Origin of the sequence: Pseudomonas sp. JR33AA, assembly GCF_021378985.1 — a bacterium.
Lineage (GTDB): Bacteria > Pseudomonadota > Gammaproteobacteria > Pseudomonadales > Pseudomonadaceae > Aquipseudomonas > Aquipseudomonas alloputida.
This window is the reverse complement of record NZ_JAJSAW010000001.1, coordinates 38,119-63,472: the sequence shown is the minus strand read 5'-3', so window position 1 is coordinate 63,472 and position 25,354 is coordinate 38,119. Positions and strand designations below refer to the sequence as shown.

At 63.7% G+C, this 25,354-nt stretch carries 23 protein-coding genes; 9 read left to right on the top strand and 14 right to left on the bottom strand.

All coding sequences use genetic code 11. The features are described 5' to 3' along the window. Positions 1–42: 42 nt before the first annotated feature. Entirely contained in the window at positions 43–2,649 is a 2,607-nt protein-coding gene (gene leuS, locus LVS58_RS00270) for a leucine--tRNA ligase (RefSeq protein WP_233689431.1), read from the bottom strand. Between the two features lie 227 nt (positions 2,650–2,876). Here leuS and LVS58_RS00265 point away from each other — a divergent pair, with 227 nt between their 5' ends. Continuing rightward, complete coding sequence (locus tag LVS58_RS00265; protein WP_233689430.1) at positions 2,877–3,191, top strand: hypothetical protein; 315 nt, start codon at positions 2,877–2,879, stop codon at positions 3,189–3,191. A gap of 134 nt (positions 3,192–3,325) precedes the next feature. Then, entirely contained in the window at positions 3,326–4,087 is a 762-nt protein-coding gene (locus LVS58_RS00260) for a YdcF family protein (RefSeq protein WP_233689429.1), read from the top strand. Between the two features lie 146 nt (positions 4,088–4,233). Here the strand turns inward: LVS58_RS00260 and lnt are convergent, their stop codons facing one another. From lnt to LVS58_RS00240, 4 genes are read right to left on the bottom strand one after another with little or no spacing between them, the layout of a single operon-like run. Beyond that, on the bottom strand, positions 4,234–5,751 hold the full coding sequence (gene lnt, locus LVS58_RS00255) for an apolipoprotein N-acyltransferase (RefSeq protein ID WP_233689428.1): 1,518 nt from the start codon (positions 5,749–5,751) through the stop codon (positions 4,234–4,236). An 8-nt stretch (positions 5,752–5,759) separates the two neighbouring features. Further along, on the bottom strand, positions 5,760–6,599 hold the full coding sequence (locus LVS58_RS00250; protein WP_003249762.1) for an HlyC/CorC family transporter: 840 nt from the start codon (positions 6,597–6,599) through the stop codon (positions 5,760–5,762). Positions 6,600–6,624: 25 nt separating this feature from the next. Beyond that, entirely contained in the window at positions 6,625–7,098 is a 474-nt protein-coding gene (gene ybeY, locus LVS58_RS00245; RefSeq protein ID WP_233689427.1) for an rRNA maturation RNase YbeY, read from the bottom strand. Further along, positions 7,091–8,089, bottom strand: a complete 999-nt coding sequence (locus LVS58_RS00240; protein ID WP_233689426.1) for a PhoH family protein — start codon at positions 8,087–8,089, stop codon at positions 7,091–7,093. Before LVS58_RS00240 ends, ybeY begins: the two co-directional genes overlap by 8 nt. Before the next feature lie 198 nt (positions 8,090–8,287). Between LVS58_RS00240 and LVS58_RS00235 the strand changes: the two genes are divergently transcribed. Then, complete coding sequence (locus LVS58_RS00235) at positions 8,288–8,614, top strand: DUF1820 family protein (RefSeq protein WP_003249769.1); 327 nt, start codon at positions 8,288–8,290, stop codon at positions 8,612–8,614. 3 nt (positions 8,615–8,617) lie between these two features. On the opposite strand, the gene LVS58_RS00230 is transcribed toward LVS58_RS00235, so the two are convergent. The 4 genes from LVS58_RS00230 to LVS58_RS00215 all read right to left on the bottom strand — a co-directional run bounded on the left by LVS58_RS00230 (position 8,618) and on the right by LVS58_RS00215 (position 12,141). After that, a complete protein-coding gene (locus LVS58_RS00230) occupies positions 8,618–9,163 on the bottom strand; it encodes a tetratricopeptide repeat protein (RefSeq protein WP_004576914.1) in 546 nt (181 codons plus the stop codon). 243 nt (positions 9,164–9,406) lie between these two features. Then, the gene (gene hemL / locus LVS58_RS00225; RefSeq protein WP_233689425.1) at positions 9,407–10,690 is read right to left on the bottom strand and encodes a glutamate-1-semialdehyde 2,1-aminomutase; all 1,284 of its coding nucleotides are present in this window, start codon (positions 10,688–10,690) and stop codon (positions 9,407–9,409) included. A gap of 16 nt (positions 10,691–10,706) precedes the next feature. Beyond that, positions 10,707–11,330, bottom strand: coding sequence for a thiamine phosphate synthase (thiE, locus tag LVS58_RS00220; protein WP_233689424.1), 624 nt, complete (start codon positions 11,328–11,330; stop codon positions 10,707–10,709). Between the two features lie 13 nt (positions 11,331–11,343). Further along, entirely contained in the window at positions 11,344–12,141 is a 798-nt protein-coding gene (locus LVS58_RS00215; RefSeq protein ID WP_010955404.1) for a hydroxymethylpyrimidine/phosphomethylpyrimidine kinase, read from the bottom strand. 265 nt (positions 12,142–12,406) lie between these two features. Between LVS58_RS00215 and LVS58_RS00210 the strand changes: the two genes are divergently transcribed. From LVS58_RS00210 to LVS58_RS00195, 4 genes are all read left to right on the top strand, one after another. Next, positions 12,407–14,395, top strand: a complete 1,989-nt coding sequence (locus tag LVS58_RS00210; RefSeq protein WP_233689423.1) for a sensor histidine kinase — start codon at positions 12,407–12,409, stop codon at positions 14,393–14,395. A gap of 210 nt (positions 14,396–14,605) precedes the next feature. Beyond that, entirely contained in the window at positions 14,606–16,258 is a 1,653-nt protein-coding gene (locus LVS58_RS00205) for an acyl-CoA dehydrogenase family protein (RefSeq protein ID WP_233689422.1), read from the top strand. Positions 16,259–16,363: 105 nt separating this feature from the next. Beyond that, positions 16,364–17,827: an AMP nucleosidase gene (amn, locus tag LVS58_RS00200; protein ID WP_233689421.1), complete on the top strand. Its 1,464-nt coding sequence runs from the start codon at positions 16,364–16,366 to the stop codon at positions 17,825–17,827. A 6-nt stretch (positions 17,828–17,833) separates the two neighbouring features. Further along, positions 17,834–18,472: a pseudouridine synthase gene (locus LVS58_RS00195; RefSeq protein ID WP_233689420.1), complete on the top strand. Its 639-nt coding sequence runs from the start codon at positions 17,834–17,836 to the stop codon at positions 18,470–18,472. A gap of 135 nt (positions 18,473–18,607) precedes the next feature. Here LVS58_RS00195 and LVS58_RS00190 read toward each other — a convergent pair whose 3' ends face one another. After that, a complete protein-coding gene (locus LVS58_RS00190; RefSeq protein ID WP_003249787.1) occupies positions 18,608–18,811 on the bottom strand; it encodes a DUF2788 domain-containing protein in 204 nt (67 codons plus the stop codon). 54 nt (positions 18,812–18,865) lie between these two features. Continuing rightward, complete coding sequence (locus LVS58_RS00185; RefSeq protein ID WP_003249795.1) at positions 18,866–19,342, bottom strand: Lrp/AsnC family transcriptional regulator; 477 nt, start codon at positions 19,340–19,342, stop codon at positions 18,866–18,868. A gap of 395 nt (positions 19,343–19,737) precedes the next feature. On the opposite strand from LVS58_RS00185, the gene LVS58_RS00180 reads away from it, so the two are divergent. Then, positions 19,738–20,574: a DUF6515 family protein gene (locus tag LVS58_RS00180; RefSeq protein WP_233689419.1), complete on the top strand. Its 837-nt coding sequence runs from the start codon at positions 19,738–19,740 to the stop codon at positions 20,572–20,574. A gap of 158 nt (positions 20,575–20,732) precedes the next feature. Here LVS58_RS00180 and LVS58_RS00175 read toward each other — a convergent pair whose 3' ends face one another. Then, a complete protein-coding gene (locus LVS58_RS00175; protein WP_267954179.1) occupies positions 20,733–21,605 on the bottom strand; it encodes a cation diffusion facilitator family transporter in 873 nt (290 codons plus the stop codon). A gap of 22 nt (positions 21,606–21,627) precedes the next feature. After that, a complete protein-coding gene (locus tag LVS58_RS00170) occupies positions 21,628–22,047 on the bottom strand; it encodes a polyribonucleotide nucleotidyltransferase (RefSeq protein WP_233689418.1) in 420 nt (139 codons plus the stop codon). A 115-nt stretch (positions 22,048–22,162) separates the two neighbouring features. On the opposite strand from LVS58_RS00170, the gene hrpB reads away from it, so the two are divergent. Beyond that, entirely contained in the window at positions 22,163–24,691 is a 2,529-nt protein-coding gene (gene hrpB, locus LVS58_RS00165; protein WP_233689417.1) for an ATP-dependent helicase HrpB, read from the top strand. A 72-nt stretch (positions 24,692–24,763) separates the two neighbouring features. On the opposite strand, the gene LVS58_RS00160 is transcribed toward hrpB, so the two are convergent. After that, positions 24,764–25,276: a hypothetical protein gene (locus LVS58_RS00160; protein WP_233689416.1), complete on the bottom strand. Its 513-nt coding sequence runs from the start codon at positions 25,274–25,276 to the stop codon at positions 24,764–24,766. Positions 25,277–25,354 lie beyond the last annotated feature (78 nt).

Here is a 25,354-nt window from a genome sequence, read left to right as displayed (position 1 = left end):
CCTGTTCCGCCCACCCGTAGCCAATGCCGGTGGGCGTTTTCATCAGTTGGCGACGATGTTGACCAGCTTGCCCGGTACCACGATGACCTTGCGGATGGTCAGGCCATCGATGAAGCGCAGGACATTCTCGTTGCTGCGGGCAGCGGCTTCGACTTCTTCGCGGCTGGCAGCGGCAGGCATCTCGATCTGACCGCGCAGTTTACCGTTGACCTGAACCACCAAGGTAATGGAGTCCTGAACCAGCGCCTGTTCGTCGACACTTGGCCAGGCGGCATCGATCACCGAGCCTGCGTGGCCCAGGTGCTGCCACAGCGCGTGAGAGATGTGCGGAGTGATCGGCGCCAGCAGCAGGGTGACCGCTTCCAGGCCTTCCTGCAGCAGGGCGCGGTCCTGTTCGGTGGCTTGCGGGGCCTTTTCCAGCACGTTCATCACGGTCATCACCTGGGCGATGGCGGTATTGAACTTGTGGAACTGGCCCACGTCGGTGCTGGCCTGCTTGATGGCCGCGTGAATGGCGCGGCGGATGGCCTTTTGCGCGTCGTCCAGGGCGGCGACATCCAGCTTGCCTGGCAGGCCCTGGCTGACGTGAGCCTGAGCCAGGCGCCAGACACGGCGCAGGAAGCGGCTGGCACCTTCGACGCCGGAGTCGGACCATTCCAGGCTCATGTCGGGCGGCGAGGCGAACATCATGAACAGGCGGCAGGTATCGGCGCCGTAGGCTTCGATCATGGACTGCGGGTCGACGCCGTTGTTTTTCGACTTCGACATCTTCTCGGTGCCACCGATTTCCACCGGCAGGCCGTCGGTCTTCAGGCGGGCGCCAATGATCTTGGCTTTGGCATCACGCTCGATTTCGACATCGGCCGGGTTGAACCAGTCCTTGCCGCCGTTGCTGGCAACACGGTAGTAGGTCTCGGCGACCACCATGCCCTGGGTCAGCAGGTTCTTGAATGGCTCGTTCGAGGTGACCAGGCCTTCGTCACGCATCAGCTTGTGGAAGAAGCGCGCGTACAGCAGGTGCAGGATCGCGTGTTCGATACCGCCGATGTACTGATCCACCGGCAGCCAGTGGTTGGCGGCTTTGGGGTCGACCAGGCCTTTGTCGTAGTTGGGCGAGGCGTAGCGGGCGAAGTACCAGGACGACTCGACGAAGGTGTCCATGGTGTCGGTTTCGCGCTTGGCCGCAGCACCGCATTTCGGGCAGCTGCATTCGTAGAATTCGGGCATGCGCGCCAGTGGCGAACCGGCGCCGTCCGGCACCACGTTTTCCGGCAGGGTGACCGGCAGCTGGTCTTCCGGCACCGGGACGTCGCCGCAGGACGGGCAGTGGATGATCGGGATCGGGCAGCCCCAGTAGCGCTGGCGGCTGATACCCCAGTCGCGCAGGCGGAACTGGGTACGCGATTTGCCCAGTCCCTTGCGGATCAGGGCCGCTTCGATGGCGTCGAAGGCGCCAGCAAAGTCCAGGCCGTCGAACTCGGCGGAGTTGATCAGCTGGCCGTGCTCGCCATAGGCGGCCTGCCACTCGCTGCCGACTTCATCGCCAGCGCTGGTGCGCACCACGGCCTTGACCGGCAGGTTGTACTTGTGGGCGAACTCGAAGTCGCGCTCGTCGTGGGCCGGCACGGCCATAACCGCGCCATCGCCGTAGTGCATCAGCACGTAGTTGGCGACCCATACTGGCAGCTTCTCGCCAGTCAGTGGGTGCTCGACCAGCAGGGAAGTGGCCATGCCCTTCTTCTCCTGGGTGGCCATGTCGGCTTCGGCAACGCTGCCGCTCTTGCACTCATCGATGAACGCCTGCAGCGCCGGGTTACCCTGCGCAGCCTGGGTGGCCAGCGGGTGCTCGGCGGCGACGGCGACGTAGGTGGCGCCCATCAGCGTGTCCGGGCGGGTGGTGAAGACCTTGAGGGCGCCTTCGTGGCCGATGCTGGCCTGGTCGTACGGGAACTGGACTTCCATGCCGCGCGATTTGCCGATCCAGTTGCGCTGCATGGTCTTGACCTGCTCAGGCCAGCCCGGCAGCTCGTCGAGGCTCTCCAGCAGCTCGTCGGCGTAATCGGTGATGCGGAAGTAGTACATCGGGATTTCGCGCTTCTCGATCAGCGCGCCCGAACGCCAGCCACGGCCGTCGATGACTTGTTCGTTGGCCAGTACGGTCTGGTCCGCCGGGTCCCAGTTCACCGTACCGTTCTTGCGGTAGATGATGCCTTTTTCGAACAGGCGGGTGAACAGCCACTGCTCCCAACGGTAGTAGTCGGGCTTGCAGGTGGTGACTTCACGTGCCCAGTCGATGGCCAGGCCCAGGCTCTTGAGCTGGGTCTTCATGTAGTCGATGTTTTCGTACGTCCACTTGGCCGGGGCGACGTTGTTTTTCATCGCCGCATTTTCCGCGGGCATGCCGAAAGCGTCCCAGCCCATCGGTTGCAGGACGTTCTTGCCCAGCATGCGCTGGTAGCGGGCAATCACGTCACCGATGGTGTAGTTGCGCACGTGGCCCATGTGTAGCTTGCCGCTCGGGTACGGGAACATCGATAGGCAATAGTAGGTGTCTTTGCCTGGCTGTTCGGTAACAGCGAACGATTGTTGCTCGTCCCAGAACTTCTGGGCGGCGGCTTCGATATCACGGGGCGTGTATTGTTCGTGCATGGCTACTTTTGGCTGAGAGAGAAGAGACCTTGTTCCAGGCAGCGGAACCTCGCTGCGTCCGGCACTCCGGTGTCGTTTAGAGTGAACGCCGTAGCATACAGCAGCGCCGCGCATCGTGGGAAACCTTCGTTGCGAATGCCCGCTGGTCGCGGCGCACGGCTGCTTTTTGCAGCGACGCTAAGCTCAGGTGTGGGGGGAGATATTCTTACCTTCAATGAGGTGAACGGATGGGAGAGACGCAGCTACCCGCAATCAGACCGGAGCTTTACGAGCGCCTGATCGACCGTCTTGGCCTGGCACTGGAAACCGCCAGGACCTCGGTTCGATTGCGCGACGAGATGCCAGCTGAGCTTGAGTTGCGTGGTTTGAGCCACGCAGAGTTCGAAGTGATCAAGGCCTACCTGGATGCCCTCCCGGAGCGCCACAATGCCTCTGTCGGCAGTTACCCACAAGCGGAGCCGACATCGGCCAAGATCATCTGGCTCAAGGACAAGAAACGCCCCGCCAGTACGGCGAGATCCAGGACGCTGCCACATCGCTAGCCGTTCAGGACGCCAGGCGCAGGCCATCGCGCGCCGGTTCTTCACAATCCCACAACTCAAGATCGACGCCGGTACGCACTTGTTGACCGGCGTCGATCCTTCTAGGCTGCACGCCTGCCAAGGAGGTGTGGCCGATGCCGATCCGATTCTTCATCAAACAATGGCTGATGCCGCCCGGCGTGCTGTTCTTGCTGCTGCTTGCGGCCTGGTGGCTGCGTACGCGGCGGCCGCGGTTGGCGGCGCTTTGCTTTGCGGCAGGGCTGGGTGGCCTGTGGTTGATGAGCCTGCCGCTGGTGGTGCAGGAAACCGCCCGTGTGCTGGAAAGTGAGCCGCCGCTGGCGGTGAGCGACTGGGCCGGCCTGGCGAGCCGGGCGGATGCCATTGTGGTGCTGGGCGCCGGCCGCGAGCGCGGTGACCCGGCCTGGGGTGGTGGTGATCAGCCCACTGCCACGGCACTGGAACGTATGCGCTTTGCCGCGCGGCTGGCCAAGGCCTCGGGCCTGCCGGTGTTGACCAGTGGCGGGTTGCATTACGGCACACCGCCCAGCGAGGCGAGGCTAATGGCGGAACGCTTGCATGAAGATTTCGCTGTCGAGGTGAAATGGCGCGAAGAGGCCAGCCGCACGACCTGGGAAAATGCCCAGCTGACGGCCAAGGTGCTGCAGCCTCTGGGATTTCGCCGGGTGGTGCTGGTGACCCAGGCCTGGCACATGCAGCGCTCACGCTGGAGTTTTGAACAGGCGGGGTTCGAGGTGGTGCCGGCGCCGGTGGGGTTCCTTGGGCGCGATCATGCGCGGCCGTTTGGCGGGCTGCTGCCCGAGAGCCGGGCGATGTGGCAGAGCGGGCAGTTGTTCAATGAAGTGGTGGGGCTGGTGGGGTATCGGGTGTTCTACTGATTCACCGGTTTACATAATCCCCTGTAGGAGCGGGCTTGCCCGCGAAAGGGCCTGCCCTGCTGGGCAATCTCCACCGGCCGTTCACCGTTGCCGCCACCACCGTATTCGCGGGTAAACCCGCTCCTACAGTGGCCGCATATCGCCAATCAGACGGTTTTTGCGATACGCCCTGCCAGCAACGCCCAGCCCAGCAGCAATGCACAGACAATTGCCAGCGGCCATGAGCGCCATTGCAGGTAAGGCGTCAACTGCTGCATCGGCACCACCTCGCCATACAGCACGGCCTGCTGGAACTGCGGAACCTGCGTGGTAATGCGGCCAAACGGGTCGATCAGCGCAGTCACGCCGTTGTTGGTGGCGCGGATCATCCAGCGGCCGGCCTCCAGCGCGCGCATCTGCGCCATCTGCAGGTGCTGCAAGGGGCCGATCGATTTGCCGAACCAGGTGTCGTTGCTGATGGTCAGCAGCAGGTCGCTGCGCGCAGCCAGACCGGCAGCGAACTCGGGGTAGACCACCTCGTAGCAAATGTAAGGCGCAATCTGGTAACCCTTGGCCTGCAGCAGCGGCTGATCTTCCGGGCCGCGGGCGAAGTCCGACATCGGCAGGTTGAAGAACTCGATGGCGCCACGCAGCACGTCTTGCAGCGGCACATACTCGCCAAATGGCACCAGCTTCTGCTTGAGGTAGGTGCCATCGCCTTCGCCAGTGACGGTGATGCCGTTGTAGTAGCGGCGCTGGTGGTGGATTTCCTCGCGCACCGGTACGCCCGTGATCAGCGCCGAATGGCGCTCGGCAGCGAAGCGGCCCATCACGTCGATGTAGCCCTGGGCCTGGTCCTTGAGCACCGGAACGGCGGTTTCCGGCCACACCAGCAGGTCCACCGGCCTGGAGCTGAAGCTCAGGTCACGGTATAGCGCCAGTTGCGCGTCGATGTGCGCAGGGTCCCATTTCAAGTCCTGTTCGACGTTGCCCTGGATCGCCGCCACTTTCAGCGGCTCGCCTGCCGGACTGGTCCAGGCATGGCCCTTGAGCGCCAGGCCCAGCCCCCAGGGGGCCAGCAACAGCACGCTGGCCACGGCCAGGAACGAAGGGCGGGAGCGCAGGCGGTGCAGGTTGCACAGCAGGGCGGCGGTGAGGGCGAGGGTGAGGGAAATCAGCCATACGCCGCCCAGCGGCGCAAGGCCGGCCAACGGGCCGTCCAGTTGGCTATAGCCGGCGTAGAGCCAGGGGAAACCGGTCAGGAACCAGCCGCGGAAGGCCTCTTGCAGGAGCCAGAGGGCGGCGAAGCACAGGGCGTCGGCCAGTGGCGCTTCGTTGCGGCGGAGCCAGCGCGCCCACAGCCAGGTGGGCAGGGCGAAGAACCAGGCCAGTGCGGCGAAGAACGCCAGCAACAACACGATTGCCAGCAGCGGCGAGGCGCCGCCGTAGGTGTTCATGCTGACGTAGATCCACCAGGTACCGGCGCCATACAGGCCAAACCCGAACCACCAGCCGCGCCACATGGCCTGGCGCGGGCTGAGCTCGCGCAGGCCAAGGTAGAGCACCGCGATGGACAACACCGCCAACGGCCAGATGTCGAACGGCGCCAGGGCCAGGAGGGTGGAAGCACCGGCCGCCAGGGCCAGCAGGTTACCGGGCCAGCCGGGGCGGGTGATCCAACGCATGTTTGTCCTTAACGGGTGATCGGGGTCAGGCGCAGCAAGTGTATCCGCCGGCTGTCGGCGTTGAGAATACGGAACTTGTAAGATCCGATCTCAGTGGTTTCGTTGCGCTTGGGCAGGTGGCCGAAGGCGCTCATCACCAGGCCGCCGACCGTGTCGAACTCGTCATCGGAGAACTCGCTGTCGAAGAACTCGTTGAAGTTCTCGATCGGGGTTAGCGCCTTGACCAGGAAATCACCGCTGGGCAGTGGTTTGATGTAGCTGTCTTCCTCGACGTCGTGCTCGTCTTCGATATCGCCGACGATCTGCTCCAGCACGTCCTCGATGGTGACCAGGCCCGCCACGCCGCCATATTCGTCGATGACGATGGCCATGTGGTTGTGGTTGGCGCGGAACTCACGCAGCAACACGTTCAGGCGCTTGGACTCGGGGACGAAGGTGGCCGGGCGCAGCAGGTCCTTGATGTTGAAGCTGTCGCCGTTCTCCTTGAGGATCAACGGCAGCAAGTCTTTGGCGAGCAGGATCCCGAGCACATCGTCATGGCTTTCGCCGATGACCGGGTAGCGCGAGTGCGCGGCGTCGATCACCGCCGGCAGAAACTCGCGAGGCGACTGGCCGGCCTTGATGCTGTTCATCTGCGAGCGCGGCACCATGATGTCGCGAACCTGCAGGTCGGCGACCTGAATGGCGCCTTCGACGATGGTCAGGGCTTCGCTGTCCAGCAGTTTGTTCTGATGGGCTTCGCGCAGCAGCTCAAGCAGCTCCTGGCGGTTTTTCGGCTCATGGGCAAAAGCCTGGGTCAGTTTACCCAGCCAGGACTTCTGCCCGTTGCTCGATCGATCTTCGCTCATGGCGGTTCTCGTGATCCTTCGTGTATCAGTGTGTGATTGAGTCGGTTTCATCATCGGCATACGGGTCGGGGTGACCCAGTTCTGCCAGCAATTCCCGTTCCAGGCTTTCCATTTCCTCGGCCTCCTCATCCTCGATGTGGTCATAGCCGAGCAAGTGCAGGCAACCATGAATGACCAAATGCGCCCAGTGTGCTTCCAGCGATTTGCCTTGTTCGGCCGCTTCGCGCTCGACCACCGCTACACAGATCACCAGGTCGCCCAGCAGCGGGATATCGAGCAGGTTATCGGGCACATCGGCCGGGAACGACAACACATTGGTCGCGTAGTCCTTGTGCCGGTAGGTGTGGTTCAGCTCCCGGCCTTCGGCTTCGTCGACCAGGCGAATGGTCATTTCCGAGTCGGCGCTGCGCTGGCGCAACGCCAATTCGCACCAGCGGCGCAAGGCGGCGTCATCTGGAGTGGCAGCATCCGTGGCCCGTTGGATATCAAGTTCAAGCATCTTTGCCGGGCGCCTCGGGCTTGGACTGGCGGGCTTCGAAGCGGTCGTAGGCTTCGACGATGCGCTGCACCAGTGGGTGACGAACCACATCCTTGGGTTGGAAATGGGTAAAGCTGATCCCGGGAACGTCCTTCAGCACCTCGATGACGTGCGCCAGGCCCGACTTGGTGCCCCGGGGCAGGTCGACCTGGGTGATGTCACCGGTGATCACCGCGGTAGAGCCGAAACCGATGCGGGTCAGGAACATTTTCATCTGCTCGAGCGTGGTGTTCTGGCTTTCGTCGAGGATGATGAAGCTGTTGTTCAGGGTGCGGCCACGCATGTAGGCCAACGGGGCGATTTCGATCACCTGGCGTTCGATCAGCTTGGCCACGTGTTCGAAGCCGAGCATTTCGTACAGGGCGTCGTACAGCGGGCGCAGGTACGGGTCGATTTTCTGTGCCAGGTCGCCGGGCAGGAAACCGAGCTTTTCACCGGCCTCGACTGCCGGTCGCACCAGCAGGATGCGGCGCACCTGTTCGCGTTCCAGCGCGTCCACGGCGCAGGCTACGGCCAGGTAGGTCTTGCCGGTACCGGCCGGGCCGATGCCGAAATTGATGTCGTTGGCCAGGATTTCCTTGACGTAGCGCTGCTGGTTGACCCCGCGCGGGCGGATGTTGCCCTTGCGCGTGCGCAGCGACACGCTGACCTCGTTGACGGCCGGGTTGTCGATGTTTTCGACAGCCGACTCCTGCAGATACAGGTGCACGGTCTCCGGTGACAGGTCGGTGGCCTTGGTCTCGCGATAGAGACGGCGCAGCAGCTGTTCGGCAGCAGAGGTGGTCCTGGGTTCGCCAATCAGTTCGAACTGATTGCCGCGGTTGCGGATCTCGATGGCCAGGCGCTGTTCGATCAGGCGCAGGTGCTCGTCGAACTGGCCGCACAAGTTGGCGAAACGGTGGGCCTCGAAGGGTTCGAGGATGAAACGATGGGGTTCTATGGGTGCGTTCAAGGTCGTTTTTAGCCGCTCGACGGCGATGGAGTTGAACTCAAGAATAACCCTTGAATGGCAGTGGCGAAAGCACTGAAACGATCAAGGGTTGGCAGAAGGTATAGCGTGCCTGTTCTGGCCTCTTCGCGGGCTTGCCCGCGAAGGGGTCAGTACAGGTATGATCCCCGTCTTTTCTTACGCATGTGTTATCCGCCGAACATGAGCAAACGCGAACCCGCCATCTATAAAGTGATCTTCCTGAACCAGGGCCAGGTCTTCGAGATGTACGCCAAGCAGATCTACCAGAGTGATCTGTGGGGCTTTCTGGAAATCGAGGAGTTCGTGTTCGGAGAGCGCTCGCAACTGGTAGTGGACCCCAGTGAGGAGAAGCTCAAGAGCCAGTTCGACGGCGTGGTCCGCAGTTTCGTGCCGATGCACTCGATTGTGCGCATCGATGAGGTGGAGCGCCTGGGCACGGCGAAGATCAGCGAGGCCAAGGGCGGCGGCAATGTGATGCCGTTCCCGATGCCAATGCCGGAAAAGTGACCTTCAGGGAAGCGGCGAGAACGGCGTGCGCCCTTCGGCGTTCTGCAGTTCGAGCAGGTACTTGCGGAAAATCTGGCCGAGCACCTGGGTGGCATGCTCCAGTTCGTCGCGGGGCATTTGCTCGGTCACTTCGTCGGCCATGTCCAGCGCATCTTCGGCGCCGTTGACCGCAGCCATTTTCAGCAGGATGTAGGCCTGCACGTTATTGGCCTTGACCCCCTCGCCATGGAAGAACATGGCACCCAGGCGGTATTGGGCGTCGGCTTGGCCCTGCAGCGATGCCTTCTGGAACCAGTCCAGGGCTTTGCCCAGGTTTTTTGGCGTTTGGGTGTAGTAATACTCGCCCAGTTCGAATTGCGCCTGGGCATCCCCCGCAGTCGCCGTCTGCTCGCAGGCCTTCAGGGCGTTTGCCAGGTCTTCAGGCTGAACGTTCAAGGTGCAGCGGCCCGTCGCCGGAATCAGCAACGAGTTACCGCCCTCCGCCAGGGCCAGCAGGGGCTGAAGAAGCAACAGGCAGCCCAGGGTCAGGGCGCGGCCGGTGCGGTTCATGGGGATCGACTTACCTCTGCAAAGCTGCGGCCAATGTCTCTGGTGGCACATTATGGGATAAGCAGCGCCAACCTTACAAAGTTTTACTCGAATTTCTGCTTGGTTGGGGAAGTCAGCTGATTGTGCGTGCGTAATTATGGCCTGTGCCGGCCTCTTCGCGGGTGAACCCGCTCCTACAGGGGGCGTCGCTTTCAGGAGTGCAGGAGTGGGTTGGCTCGCCAAGAGGCCGGTACAGGCTGGGCATCACTTCAGGGCAGCAAAGGCTTTCTCAGCCGCATCCAGGGTGATCTGCAGCTCCTTGTCGCCATGCGCGATGGAGGTGAAGCCCGCCTCGAATGCGCTCGGTGCCAGGTACACACCACCCTCGAGCATCAGGTGGAAGAAGCGCTTGAAGCGCTCGGCATCGCTGGCCATCACGTCTTCGAAGGTGACGATATCGTCGGCGCCGCTGAAGTACAGGCCGAACATGGCCCCGGCCTGGGTGGTGACGAATGGCACACCCGCGGCATCGGCGCGTTGCTGCAAGCCATCAAGCATGCGGCTGGTGTAGTCGGTCAGCTCGGCGTGGAAGCCTGGGCGGCTGATCAGCTTGAGGGTGGTCAGGCCGGCGGCCATGGCCAGCGGATTGCCCGACAGGGTGCCGGCCTGGTAGACCGGGCCGAGCGGAGCGATGCAGCCCATGATTTCACGTTTGCCGCCGAAACAGCCGACTGGCATGCCGCCACCGACGATCTTGCCGAAGGTCGACAGGTCTGGCTTGATGCCGTAATGGCCCTGGGCGCCGCCGAGCGAGACGCGGAAACCGGTCATCACTTCGTCGAAGATCAGCACCACGCCATGCTTGTCGCATTGCTCGCGCAGGCCCTCGAGGAAACCCGGTGCCGGTGGTACGCAGTTCATGTTGCCGGCCACTGGCTCCACGATGATGCAGGCCACGGTCTGGCCGACTTCGGCCAGGGTCTTCTCGACGGCGGCGATGTCGTTGAACGGCAGGGTCAGGGTGTGCTTGGCGAAGTCCGCCGGCACGCCTGCCGAGCTGGGCACGCCTTGGGTCAGCAAACCGGAGCCGGCTTTTACCAGCAGGCTGTCGGAGTGGCCGTGGTAGCAGCCTTCGAACTTGATGATGGCATCACGGCCCGTGTAGCCACGGGCCAGTCGGATGGCACTCATGGTGGCTTCAGTGCCCGAGCTGACCATGCGCACCATTTCCATCGACGGCACGATCGAGCAGACCAGGTCGGCCATCTCGGTTTCCATGGCGGTCGGCGCGCCGTAAGACAGGCCGTGCTCCAGCTGCTTGCGTACCGAGTCCAGCACGTCCGGGTGGCCGTGGCCGAGAATCATCGGGCCCCAGGAGCCGACGTAGTCGACGTAGCGTTTGTCATCCTCGTCAACGACATAGGCGCCTTCGGCATGCTTGAAGAACAGCGGCGTGCCGCCAACGCTCTTGAAAGCGCGGACTGGCGAGTTGACCCCGCCTGGGATGTGCTTCTGGGCTTGGGCGAACAGGGCTTCGGAACGGGACATGGAAGTATCTCTCGAATCAGGATGCGAACAAGGCGTTGAAGGCGCGGGCGCGGCGGGTGACTTCCTGCGCGCTATCGGCACCGAACAAGCCGTGGATCACCGCCAGCAGGTCTGCGCCGTGGGCGACCAGCGGGGCGGCGTTGTCGAGGGTTATGCCGCCGATCACGGCGATCGGCAGTTTCACCTGGGCGCGGGCCTGCTCAAGCAGGCCGACGTTGGCAGCGGGCGCGCCCGGCTTGGTGACAGAATTGAAGAAGCGGCCAAAGGCCACGTAGCTGGCGCCTTCGCTGGCAGCCTGGCTGGCCAGCTCGAGGCTGGCGTGGCAGGTGGAACCGATGATGGCCTGACGGCCGAGCAGTGCGCGGGCCGGGGTCAGCGGGCCGTCGGTCTGGCCCAGGTGCACGCCGACACCAAGGCGGGCGGCCAGTTCGGCGTCATCGTTGATCAGCAACTGGGTGCCGTAGCGCTCGCAGAGCTTCATCAGCCCTTCGGCTTCACGCAGGCGGCGCGCTGCATCGTCGCTCTTATCGCGGTACTGCAGCAGACACACGCCGCCTTCCAGGGCCGCCTCGACATGAGACAGGAAACGGCCGGCGAGCAGCTGGCTGTCGGTGATGGCGTACAGACCGCGTAGCTTCATTGAAGGCCTCGTATCAGGAGCAGAAGTCCAAGGGCAGGCGGCGCGGCACGTATTGGCCCTTGCCCAGTTGCTCGGCGTCACGCAGGGTGCGCCAGGTGTAGTCCAGGGCGGTGCGCACGGCGCTTTCCAGCTGCTCGCCGAGCGCCAGGCGGCCGGCCAGGGCGCTGGCCAGGGTGCAGCCCGAACCGTGGTAGCTGCCTGGCAGGCGCTGGCAAGTCCAGGTGAAGTGCTGGCCGTCCTGGGTGTACAGGCGGTTGTGAATTTCGTCTTCATCGCCGTGACCGCCGGTAATCAGCAGGTGTCTACAGAACGGCAACAGTTTCTCGGCACATTCGTCAGCCGTACCTTCGGGCAGTTCGGCGAGGATGCGTGCTTCGGGCAGGTTCGGCGTGGCGATGGTCGCCAGCGGCAGCAGGCGTTCGCGCAGGGCGTAGCCCACTTCGTCCTTGCCCAGGCGGCCACCGCCACCGGCACGCAGCACCGGGTCGCAGACCAGCGGCAGGTGGGGGTGGGCTGCCAGCAGTTCGGCGACGGTGTCGACCATCTCGATCGAGCCGAGCATGCCCAGCTTGACGGCGGCCACCGTGGAGTCGGCCAGCACGGCGTTGGCCTGGGCCAGCACCCACTCGCGGTCGAGCACGCGGAAGTCGGAAACGTTGACGGTATCCTGCACGGTCAGGGCGGTCACTGCAGGTGCAGCGTGGCAGCCTTGGGCGATCAGGGCTTCGATATCTGCCTGCAAGCCGGCGCCGCCACTGGGGTCGTGGCCGGAGAGACAGAGGACAACGGGGCGGGAGCTGTAGGTATTCATGGTCGGCGAGCTTACCACCAAACCTGTTTGGGCGGATCGTCCGACAAACGAGTTTTGCTGATCGAACGGTCAAGTTGTTGTTTGGTTTTCTATTGAAACCATTGATTTAGAGCCTTTTCTTTGTGTTTTTATGTGGCCGATTGCCAGGTTGTGAGGCTATGCTAGAGTGCTCGGATAACTCGACAAACGGGTGCTGCAGGATCACGTCGTCTCAAACGGATGGGAGGCTACCGCGACGCGACCGGGCAGGCCATGCTGGGGCTGTATGCGCTATTTGCTGATTGTGCTGATGGGTTTGCTGCCCGTGCTGGCCGGAGCGGTCGATTTCGACGACGCTACCCGGCATCTCCCACTGGGCAAGGCCATGCAGGTTTATGAAGACCCCGATGGCAATGCCAGCATCGCTCAGGTCAGTGCCCCCGGTTTCGCCAAACACTTTCAGCCCAACCATGAGGATGTGCTGAACGCCGGTTACTCCACCTCGGTGTTCTGGCTCAAGGTCGAACTGCGCCCTACTGCCGCGCCCAACGCTGCCCCGCGGTCATGGCTGCTGGAGTTGGCCTACCCGCCGCTGGATCACCTCGAACTGTATCTGCCTGACAGCAACGGCTTGTACCGCCTGGCGCAGCGCACCGGCGATGCCTTGCCCTACGACAGCCGGCAGATCCAGCAGAACAACTACTTGTTCGAACTGCAACTGCCACCTGGCCAGGTGACCACCGCGTACCTGCGGCTGCAAAGCCAGGGTTCGGTGCAGGCGCCGCTGGCGCTATGGTCCCCTGAAGCCTACCTGGAAGAGCAGCCCACGCGCCTGTATGTGCTGGGGATGATCTACGGCGTATTGCTGGTGATGCTGGTGTACAACCTGTTCATCTACCTCAGCGTGCGAGACGTCAGCTACCTCTATTACATCCTTTACATCGCTTCGTTCGGCTTTTACCAGGTCTCGGTGAACGGCGCCGGGGTAGCCTATTTCTGGCCAGACAGCCCTTGGTGGGCGAATGCCTCCACGCCGTTGTTCATCGGTGCAGCCGGCCTGTTCGGTTGCCAGTTCGCCCGGCACTTCCTGCAATTGGGCAGCATCAACCGTGGTTTTGACCGCCTGTTGCAACTGCTGATGCTGGGTGGCGCGCTGGTCATGGTACTGGCGGTGAGCATGCCCTACGGCATTGCTCTGCGCATGGCCACGCTGCTGGCACTGCTGTTCACCATAAGCATCTTCAGCGCCGGCCTTTATGCCTGGTGGCGCGGCTTGCGAGTGGCGCGCTGGTTCATCATCGCCTGGACCGCGTTCCTGCTTGGTGGCCTGGTCAACACCTTGATGGTGCTGGGTTACCTGCCGAACGTGTTCATCACCATGTATGCCAGCCAGCTGGGTTCGGCCTTGGAAGTGGCCTTGCTGTCGCTGGCGCTGGCCGACCGCATCAACAGCCTGCGCGAGCAGCAGGCGCAGACCTTGCGTGACACTGGGCGTACGCTGGAACAACTGAACCTGCAACTGGCCAGAAGCAATCGCCTGAAGGACGAGTTCCTGGCCAGCGTGACTCATGAACTGCGCACCCCGATGAATGGGGTGATTGGCTCGCTCGAGCTGATGCACACCCTGCCGATGGGGGCTGAAATGGCTCAGTACCATCACACGGCGGTGGGGTCTGCCCAAGGCATGATGAATATGGTCGATGCCATTCTTACCCTGTCCGAATTGCAGGCCGGCCGCCTGCGGGCGCAGCCGGCACCGTTCAGCCTACGCACTCTGTTGCAGGGCTTGCGCGCCGGTTATGCCGGGCAGGCGCTGGGCAAAGGCTTGTACCTGAGCCTGGATATTCCGGCCGACCTGCCGGACGGGTTGCTCGGTGACGGGCAGAAACTGGCGCACTGCCTGGATTGCCTGGTGGACAACGGTTTGAAGTTCACCCATCAGGGCGGGGTGATGATCCAGGTGCGCGGCCGCCGGGTGGGGCCGGATGATCTGGCGTTGACCTTCACCGTCAGCGACAGCGGTATCGGTTTCGATGATCTGGAGCAGTCGACCCTGTACCAGCGGTTCTTCCAGGTCGATGGTTCGATGACTCGGCGGTATGGCGGTTTGGGGATTGGGTTGTCGATTTGCCGGCAGATGGGGGAGTTGCTGGGGGCCAGATTGGCGCATGAGTCGACGCGCGGGTTGGGCAGCCGCTTCGAGTTGAGTTTGAATGTGGCTATTTCGCAGGTGCAGATGAGCCCGAACATTCTGCAGGCGCGCAGGTCGTCGTAGGAGCGGGTTCACCCGCGAAAGGGCCGGGCCTGCTGGCCAATTTCCACCCGCCGTTCACCGTTGCCGCCACCACCGTATTCGCGGGTAAACCCGCTCCTACACGTGCACATGCACCAGCGACCACATGTTTAGTCATTAATACCCCTTTGACTACCCCGCAAGCAGTGCTTCACTGGGTCTCTCAAGCCTACCCGGATCCAGGAGCCCGCCATGAACCTGCACCAGTACGCTGAAACCCACGAAGTCACCAACCAGCCGCCGCCGCTCGACGGTGTCAATCTGTACCGCCTCGACCTGCCGTTGCAGGAATGGTCGCGGCGTTTTGGTGCCGGCTGGGCCGAATCGCGGATCGATGCCTATGGGGCCCTGGCCGGCGGCCCACTGATGCAGGCGGGCTTTTTGGCCAATGCCCACAAACCCGAATTCAGCAGCCATGACCGTTACGGCCATCGCATTGACTTGGTCGAGTTCCACCCGGCCTACCATGAGCTGATGCGTACCGCCGTCGAACACGGCCTGCCTTCTTTGCCATGGGCCGAACCCCGCGCTGGCGCCCATGTGGCACGCGCGTCGATGACTTACCTGCACAGCCAGGCCGAAGCCGGTACTGGCTGCCCGCTGACCATGACCTTCGCCGCAGTGCCGGCGCTGCGCCTTCAGCCCGAGCTGGCCGAGTACTGGCTGCCAAAAGTCCTTGCCTGCGAGTATGACCCGCGCAACGTCGGTGACCGGCACAAGGCCGGGGTCACCCTGGGCATGGCCATGACTGAGAAACAGGGCGGTACCGATGTGCGCGCCAACACCACCCGGGCCTACCCGGTCGGTGCGCCGGGCCCGGGCCAGGCCTACGAACTGGTCGGGCACAAGTGGTTCTGCTCGGCACCCATGTGCGATGCCTTCCTGACCTTGGCACAAACCGAAAAAGGCCTGAGCTGTTTCCTGCTGCCGCGCCATCGCCCGGACGACAACCGCAACCAGTTCTATATCCAGCGTCTGAAGAACAAGCTGGGCAACAGCTCCAACGCCTCCAGTGAGGTGGAGTTCCGCGGTGCGCTGGCGTGGATGATTGGCGAAGAGGGGCGCGGCGTGCCGACCATCATCGAGATGGTCGCCATGACCCGATTCGACTGCATGGTCGGCTCCAGCGCGCTTATGCGCCAGGCGTTGACGCAGGCGGCCCACCATTGCGCGCATCGCAAGGTCGGCGGGCGGGTGCTGAACGAGCAGCCATTGATGCAGAACGTGCTCGCCGATCTGGCCCTGGAAAGCGAGGCTGCGCTTGCCCTGAGCTTGCGCATGGGCCAGGCGCTGGAGCAACTGGACGACCCGCAGCAGGCGCATTTCGCCCGGCTGGTCACGGCGGTGGGCAAGTACTGGATCTGCAAACGTGCGCCGGCCATGATCAACGAGGCCGCCGAATGCCTGGGTGGCGCAGGTTATGTGGAAGACAGCATTCTGCCTCGGTTGTACCGCGAGGCACCGGTCAACTCGACCTGGGAGGGCTCTGGAAACGTGCAGTGCCTGGATGTGCTGCGGGCCTTGTCCAAGGAGCCGGGCGTGCTCGATGCACTGTTTGCCGAGCTGGGTGACGGGCATGGCGACCCGCGCCTGGCGGCGCATATCGGCAATCTCAAGGGGGCGTTTGCCGACACCGGTGACATGCAGTACCGCGCCCGGCAACTGACCGAGGATATTGCCCTGGCATTACAGGCCAAACTGCTGCTGGAGGCGGGGAATACGGCGGTCAGTGATGCGTTCATCGGCAGCCGGTTGGCCGGGGGGGGCCGGGTGTACGGGGCGCTGCCGCGAGGTGTGGATGTGGCGGCATTGGTAGCAAGGGCTACGCCCGCCTGGCCGGTGTAGCAGCCGGCCTGCCCGCGAATGAACCCAACACCCATCAATGGGGGTGTATTTAACCAAGAAGGCAGGCAAGATGGACCACATGCATGTCCAGACAGGAAGCACAGTGTGAGCCACGCTTTTGTAGTCGTTGATACCCCCGAACAGGCCGTCGACCGTCTGGCGGCCTTGCATGAACAGGCCACAGGTGCCCTGAGTCAGGCCCTGAAGCGTTACCTGAAGGACCGTACCGAGCCCGATGCCGATGAGCGCGACCTGTTCCGCTACCCGGCACTGCGCCTGACCTACTATAGCCATGGCGAAGTCGCCGCCACCACCCGCGCTTATGCCAAGGTCCAGGTTGCCGGTACCTACAGCGTCACCGTTACCCAGCCCGCTGCGTTCCGTGGCTACCTGCTGGAGCAACTGCGCCCGCTGATGCATGACTACACGGTTACGGTAGAAGTCGGCGTCAGCGAGCAGAACATCCCTTATCCCTATGTGGTCGACCAGGGCGACGAACTGGCCGGCAGCGGCATTACCGCTGCGCAGTTGGCGCGGGTGTTCCCCAGCACCGACCTGTCGGCGGCCACCGACAACATCGCTGATGGCCTGTACGACTGGGACCGTGCTGAAATCATGCCACTGGCGTTGTTCGATGCCGCGCGGGTCGACTTCTCGCTGCGCCGCCTGGTGCACTACACCGGGAGCGACTGGCGCCATGTACAGCCGTGGATCCTGCTGACCAACTACCATCGCTATGTCGACCAGTTCATCAGCCATGGCCTGGAACAACTGCGTGACGACCCGCGCTTCGTGCGTATGGTGCTGCCGGGCAACGTCGTGATCGAAAAGGGCATGGACCATGGCGAAACCCAGGCCCTGGTGGCCAGTGTGGTCTGGCACCGCTACCAGATGCCGGCCTACCACCTGATTGCCGCCGACGGCGATGGCGTTACCTTGGTCAACATTGGTGTGGGCCCATCCAACGCCAAGAACATCACCGACCACCTGGCCGTGCTGCGCCCGCATTGCTGGCTGATGATCGGCCACTGCGGCGGCCTGCGGCAGTCGCAGACCATCGGCGACTATGTGCTGGCACACGCCTATATGCGCCGTGACGGCATTCTCGACCGGGTCGTGCCGCCGAATATCCCGATCCCGGCCCTGGCTGAAGTGCAGATGGCCTTGCAGGAGGCTGCCGCGCAGGTTACTGGCGAGCGTGGCGAGCAGCTGAAAAAGCGCCTGCGCACCGGCACCGTGCTGACTTACGACGACCGCAACTGGGAGCTGCGCTGGGCCCAGGAACGCCCGCTGATCAACCTGTCGCGTGCCGTGGCGGTGGACATGGAAAGCGGCACCATTGCTGCCCAGGGCTACCGTTTGCGCGTGCCTTACGGCACCTTGCTGTGTGTGTCCGACAAGCCGCTGCACAGCGAGATCAAACTGCCAGGTTCGGCCAACGCCTTCTACAACCGGGCGGTCAGCCAGCACCTGAAGATCGGTATTGCTGCCCTCGACCTGCTGCGTACCGAGCTGAACTCGCTGCACTCGCGTAAACTGCGCAGCTTCGATGAGCCGCCGTTCCGCTGAGGACCCATGCCACTGCCACCCCGTAACAAGCCGCGCCCCCCCCAGGCGCGGCCTGCCGCTGGCCCGCGTCGCCAGGCCAAGGCGCCACCGGCCGAGCCGCGCCTGATCCTGTTCAACAAACCGTTCGACGTGCTGACCCAGTTCAGCGACGGTGAAGGGCGCGCGACGCTCAAGGACTTCATCGACATCCCGGGCGTATACCCGGCCGGGCGGCTGGACCGTGACAGTGAAGGCTTGCTGTTGCTGACCAACGATGGCGGGTTGCAGGCGCGGATTGCCGACCCGAAGCACAAGCTGGCCAAAACCTACTGGGTGCAGGTGGAAGGCGAACCGAGTGACGAGCAGTTGCAGCGTTTGCGCGAGGGTGTGGAGCTGAACGATGGGCCGACCTTGCCGGCCGAGGCGCGGCGCCTTGAAGAACCCGAGCTGTGGCCGCGCAACCCGCCAGTACGGTTTCGCAAGAGCGTGCCGACCAGCTGGCTGGAGCTGGTGATTCGCGAAGGGCGTAACCGCCAGGTGCGGCGGATGACGGCGGCGGTGGGGCTGCCGACCTTGCGCTTGGTGCGGGTGCGGATTGGTGACTGGGCGCTGGATGGGCTGGAGCAGGGTTGCTGGCGCGAAGTCGTTCCGAAGCTACAGCGATAACGGGGGCCGCTTTGCGGCCCATCGCGACACAAGGCCGCTCCTACAGTTCATGGCCAACCTCAGGCATGTGGATTCCCTGTAGGAGCGGCCTTGCGTCGCGAAAGGAGCGCAAAGCGCTCCCGGCATTCCTGAGCCTTAAACGCCTTCGAGAAATCCCACCACCACGCTCTTGATGATGAAGGCCAGCACCCCCAGCCCCAGCACGAAGAACAGGATCAGCGTGCCGAATTTCCCTGCCTTGGACTTTTTCGCCAGGTCCCAGACGATGAAGCCCATGAAACCGATCAACACGGTGACCAGGATGATCATCATCCATTCTTCGAATACGGCGGGATCCATCAGTGTTCTCCAGGCGGGTTGAGCGCCCGATTATACGCTTGCTGGCGCGGGCAATTAACGCAGGTGGGTCAATGGCAGCTCGGTGCTGGCCAGCACCTGGTTGAGCACGAAGCTCGAGCGCACGCTGGTGACGCCTTCGATACGGGTCAGGCTGCCGAGAAGCAGTTTCTGGTAGTGGTCCATGTCCGGCACCACCACTTTCAGCTGGTAATCGGCATCCATGCCAGTGACCAGGCTGCATTCGAGCACCTGCGGCAGGTTGCGGATGGCGGCCTCGAAGGTTTCAAAGCGCTCCGGGGTGTGGCGGTCCATGCCGATCAGCACATAGGCGGTCAGGCTCAGGCCCAGCTTCTTGCGGTCGAGCAGGGCTACCTGGCGCGAGATGTAGCCGTCGTCCTCCAGTTGCTTGACCCGACGCGAGCATGGCGATGGCGACAGGCCGATGCGTTCGGCCAATTCCTGGTTGGAGATGCGCGCATCGCGCTGCAATTCGGCGAGGATGCTCAGGTCGTAGCGGTCAAGTTTGCTCATGGCATTTGCCTTTTCTGTTCGGATTGCTGCGAATTATCAATCCAGGGTGAAAAATTGCGCAAGTGCTATTTATCTGAGCAATCTTCGCAATCCTCTGTCGCAACCTGTCCGGTATCTTTATCACCAGAATCACTGCCCGGACATCAGTCCACAGCGACGCGCCCTAGGCGGGCGGTTGCGGCCAGCCATCCAACAGGATCTGCAGGCCCCCGGGCTACACACCCTCCAGAAGACGGTGTGAGGTGAGCCGGCGCCACAAGTGCCGAGCACGGACGACAATTCCTGAAGGGAGGCCCTGTGGCCTCCCTTTTTTCATGTCGGGAATTTTAATTGGCCTGTGTGGTGGGCGCGGTAGACTGGCGTTGGTTGCAGTTTTTTCTACCGAGAGGAACACCATGACGTCGCGCATCTGGCAGTTGGCAGGTGTTGGTTTGCTGGGTTTGAGCATCAGCCTTGGGGCCCTGGCTGAAGGGCCCGGCGAGGGGCACGGTGAACGGGGCCAGCAGGGGCAGGGGGAGGGCGGGCCGGGGCGCTCGCTCAACTCGCGCGACGAAGTGCGCCAGACCCAGCCGCCGCGCCAGGGGTATTACCAGGACATTCCCCGGCGTCATGGTGATGATCATCCCTGGCAAGCCGGTGGCCCGGGGCAACGGCCCGGTGGCGACTGGCGGGGGCGCCCGGACGGCCACGGCAATGGCTGGGGGCCTGGGCCGCAGTATCGTCCGGGGCACACGGTGGACCATTTTGCTGACCGCTACTGGAAAGTACCCTACCGGGGCGCTGATTATTTCTACTCGGGGGGTTATTGGTACCGCCCGCACGGGGGCAGTTACATCGTGGTGACCCCGCCGTACGGCGTGCGTGTCAACTACCTGCCGCCTTATGCGCGGGAAGTGTGGTTGGGTGGTGCGCTGTTCTTTCTGGTGGCCGATACCTATTACCAGTACCTGGCAGACAGCCAGGAATATATGGTGGTCAACCCGCCAGCCGGCGTGCCGTCGCCCGTGCCGGGGCGGCCGGCAAATGGTGGGTATGACGTGGTGGCCTACCCGATGTATGGCCAGGGTCAGGAACAGCAGGAGCAGGACCGCTACCAGTGCCATCGCTGGGCGGTGAGCCAGTCGGGCTTCGACCCGGCGACGGCGACGTACGCTCCGGCGGCCACGGTGCTCAGCCACTACCAGCGGGCGCTGGGGGCCTGTTTCAGTGGTCGGGGTTACAGCATCAACTGAACCCTGCACGGCCCCCCTGTAGGAGCGGGTTTACCCGCGAATACGGTAGCGGCGGCAACGGTGATCGGCAGGTGGAAATTGGCCAGCAGCCCCGGCCCTTTCGCGATGAACCCGCGCCTACAGAGGATTGCGCAATCGGTGGGGCATGCGTGGTTACCTCATACCGGGTCGGCGTGCACCATCACGTCCGCCTGTGGGTAACGCTGGCGGATCACCCGCGAGGCCTCCACGCACAAGCCATGCGCCTCATGCAGCGGCAGTTGCCCCGGCAGTTCCAGGTGCAGTTGCACAAACCACTGGTTGCCCGACACGCGTGTGCGCAAGTCATGCACGCCTTTCACGCCTGCAACGGCCAGCACCAGTGCGGTCATGTCCTCGCCAACATCGCAGGGTAGCTCCTTGTCCATCAGGATCGCCGTACTTTCGCGGGCAATTTGCAGCGCGCTCCAGAGGATGTAAAACGCGATGCCGAGGCCGAACAGCGCATCCAGCTGCGGCCAGCCAAAACGCGCCAGCAAGAGGGCCAGCAGAATGCTGCCGTTGAGCAGCAAGTCCGAGCGGTAATGCAGGGAGTCTGCCCGTACCGCAGTGGAGCCTGTCAGCCGGATGACCTTGTGCTGCAGCGCCAGCAGGGCGACCGTCAGCACCAGCGAAAGCAGCATCACCGCGATACCGATGGAGGTATCTCCCAGCGGCTGCGGGGTGTACAGGCGCTCGACCGCCTGCGCCCCGATCAGCACCGCACTGCCACCGATGAACAGCGCCTGAGCCATACCGGCCAAGGCCTCGGCCTTGCCATGGCCGAACCGGTGATCGTCGTCGGCCGGGCGCAGGGCGTAGTGCACCGCCAGCAGGTTGAGGAACGAGGCCACGGCGTCCAGTGCCGAGTCGGTCAGCCCGGCCAGCAGGCTCACCGACCCGCTCAGCCACCAGGCCAGCGCCTTGCTCAGCACCAGGATGCCGGCCACCGCCAGTGACGCACGCGTGGCCAGGCGGAGCAGGCGCTGGTGTTCTGCCGGGGTAGTGATCATCCGTGGTCAGTGTCCGTGTGGTTCAGGCTGCCGGTACCAGGCCCATACTGGCCAGTTGTTCGATGCTGCCGCGGTGCTGGATCAGCCGTGGGTCGTTCAGCGGCAGGCGCTGGCCCAGTTCGCTTTCCAGAATGGCCTGCAGCTTCAGGTTGTCGACCTTGCCATCGGGGTTGACGGCTTCTTGCAGTTTGGCCGGGTCAACCTGGGCAGTGCGGCCACCTGGGTAGTAGATGGCGCCGGTGGCAAAGTCGATACCGAAGGCAATCAGCCCCGGGATGACATAGAACAGGATGCCAATGGCATCCATGGCGGCAACCACAGGGTCGATCTTGCCGCCGATCTGGCCGCGCCGGTCCGGGTAGAAAATGGTGCCGCAGGCCGTCAGTTGGGTCAGCAGGGTGGCGATCAGGGCGCCACCGATGACGCGGGTCGAGATACGCATGTAAATCTCCGAAAAGTGTTCAGCAGGGCAAGCGAAGCGCCTGCGCCTGATGATAAGACCATGATAGAGCAGGCTGGGTTCGCCGTTATACTCGCGAGACTGTTCGAGGACCACCATGATTTCATTACCCATTGACGCCGCTTTGCCCGCCCTGCGCCAGGCTCTGGAAAACCGTGACGAAGTGGTGCTTGAAGCGCCGCCCGGCGCTGGCAAGACCACCCGCGTGCCGCTGGCGCTGCTGCAAGAACCGTGGCTGGCCGGGCAGACCATCCTCATGCTCGAGCCACGGCGCCTGGCTGCGCGGGCAGCGGCCGAACGGCTGGCCAGTGAGCTGGGCGAGCAGGTTGGGGAAACGGTGGGTTACCGCATCCGTCTGGACAGCAAGGTCGGCCCGAAAACCCGTATCGAAGTGGTGACCGAGGGCATCCTTACCCGCCGCCTGCAAGCCGACCCGGCGCTGGAAGGGGTGGGCCTGCTGATCTTCGACGAATTTCACGAGCGCAGCCTGGATGCCGATCTCGCGCTTGCGCTGAGCCTTAACGGCCGCGAGTTGCTGCGTGACGACCCGCCACTGAAGATTCTGCTGATGTCCGCGACACTGGAAGGTGAGCGCCTGTCGCGGTTGCTGGACGATGCCCCGGTGGTCAGCAGCGAAGGCCGCATGCATCCGGTGGATATCCGCTGGGGGCGGCCGTTCCAGCCTGGCGAGTTCATCGAGCCACGGGTGGTGGACAGCGTGCTGCATGCGCTGGCTGACCAGTCCGGCAGCGTGCTGGTGTTCCTGCCTGGGCAAGCCGAGATCCGCCGGGTTCACCAAAGCCTTCAGGAAGTACTGGGGGCGCGCCCCGAGGTTCTGCTGTGCCCGCTGCATGGCGAGCTCGACCTCAATGCCCAGCGTGCCGCTATCGATCCGCCGCCCAAGGGGTTGCGCAAGGTGGTGCTGGCCACCAACATCGCTGAGACCAGCCTGACCATCGAGGGCGTGCGCGTGGTGATCGACGCAGGCCTGGCCCGGGTGCCGCGCTTCGATCCCGGCAGCGGCATGACCCGCCTGGACACCCAGCGCATTTCCCGCGCCAGTGCCACCCAGCGCGCTGGGCGTGCCGGCCGCCTGGAGCCCGGCGTGTGCTATCGCCTTTGGTCCGAAGCCCAGCATGACCAGCTGGCCGCCCATGGCAGTGCCGAGATCCTTCAGGCCGACCTGGCCGGGCTGGCCCTGCAGCTGGCGCGCTGGGGTGTAACCCCCGAGCAGTTGCGCTGGCTCGACCAGCCGCCGGCTGCGGCGTTCGCCCAGGCACAGGACCTGTTGGCGCGGCTCAGTGCCTTCAAGCCGGGCAGCCGCGACACCCTCAGCGAACATGGCCAGGCCATGGCCGAACTGCCGGCTCACCCACGCATCGCGCACTTGTTGCTGCGTGGTCAGGACCTGGGCCTGGCACAGATGGCATGCGATGTGGCTGCACTGCTCGGGGAGCGGGACATCCAGCGTGGCGGTGGTGCCGACTTGCACAGCCGGCTAGCGCTGGTCAGCGGTGAGAGCAAGGCTGCGCGTAGCGGCCAGGGGGGCGTGCAGCGTGCTCGTCAGCTGGCGCGTCAGTACCGTGGCCTGTTGCGTGGCAAGGTCGGTGCGCCGGTTGCCGACCCGGACCACCCACGCTGGCTGGGCGCGCTGTTGGCGCTGGCCTACCCTGACCGGGTCGCCCAGCAGCGCCGGGCGGGCGGGGCGGAGTATCGGCTCGCCAACGGCCGTGCGGCCCTGTTTGGCGAAGTCGATGCATTGATGAAGTGCCCATGGCTGGTGATCGCCGACCTGGGTAGCCGCCAGGGGCAGCGTGAGGAGCGGATCTATCTGGCAGCCGAATTCGATCCGGCGTTGCTCGAGGGTGTGCTGTCCGAGCAGGTCGAACGGGTCGATATCCTTGATTGGGACGAGCGCGAGCAGGTGTTGCGCGCCGAGCGCCAGGTGAAGGTTGGCGAACTGATCCTCAGCCGCGAGCCTCTGCCCGGGCTGGATGACGAAGCCAGGGCGCGGGCGCTGCTTGGCCTGGTCCGGCGCAAAGGTTTGAACCTGCTGACCTGGACGCCGGAACTGCGGCAATGGCAGGCGCGTGTGGCGCTGCTGCGTCAGCTCGACCTGCAGAAGGACGGCCACAGTGAATGGCCTGACCTAGGGGACGAGGCCCTGCTGGCCAGCCTGGAACACTGGTTACAGCCATACCTGGGCAAAGTATCGCGCCTGAGCCACTTTGCTGCGCTGGACTTGCCGTCGATGCTGCGCAACCTGCTGCCCTGGCCGCTGCCGCAACGCCTGGAAGAGCAGGCCCCGGCGCATTTGGCCGTGCCGTCCGGCTCGAACATCCGCCTGGATTACAGCGAAACCCCGCCGATTCTCGCCGTGCGTCTGCAAGAACTGTTCGGCCTTGCCGACACCCCGCGCATCGCCAATGGCCGGCAGCAGGTCAAGCTGCACCTGCTGTCACCGGCCCGTCGACCGGTGCAGGTGACCCAGGACCTGGCCAGCTTCTGGCGCACGACCTATGCCGAGGTGAAGAAAGACCTGAAAGGGCGGTACCCCAAGCATTACTGGCCGGACGACCCGCTGGTGGCCGAGGCTACGGCGAGGGCCAAGCCGAGAGGCAGCTGATGCACAACACCGACTGCGGCAGGCCGAGAAAAATGCACTGGCCAAGACGTGTCAGGGGTCGCGCCATTCATCCTATTGCGCTGTCAGTGAAGCTTGATCTGCCTGCTTCAGCAGGAAGGTGATCACTTCGCCTTCCTCGACGGTGAGCAAGGCTACCCACTCCCCACTCCGGTGAGGCGCATCCGTGAGAGCGCCGACCCTGTAACCTCGCTGGTCGCGCAGATGGCAGACAAGGCCTTCATCTGTCAGCGCCAGCGGCTCGATTTTCCAGTATTCGCTAACGTCTGCATGCCAGTAAAAGCCCAGATAACCATTGCGGCTGACCCCTAGTTTCTTGGTCTCCGGGCGCCCAGGGATGCTGATGTGGTAGTGCAGGCGATCGTTGGTCCGCGAGTGGTAATGAAAGTCCATCACCGGCGAGTCCTGCCTTCCCCCCGCCTGCAACCAGTCATCCTCTGGAGTAATGCCCCAGCCGAACTTGTCTGAACTGCGGCTGAGGCGTAGTGGGATATCTCGGGCGACGGCGCGTATGTACAGCTTGCCGCGAAACGACCTGGCGTACCCGGCCTGAATGGTTTCGTTCATGGTGCACTCCTTGGATAGCATTGAGGATGTGCACTCTGGCGCCAAGGCTGGGCAGCCCGGCAGGCCGAAAATATTCCT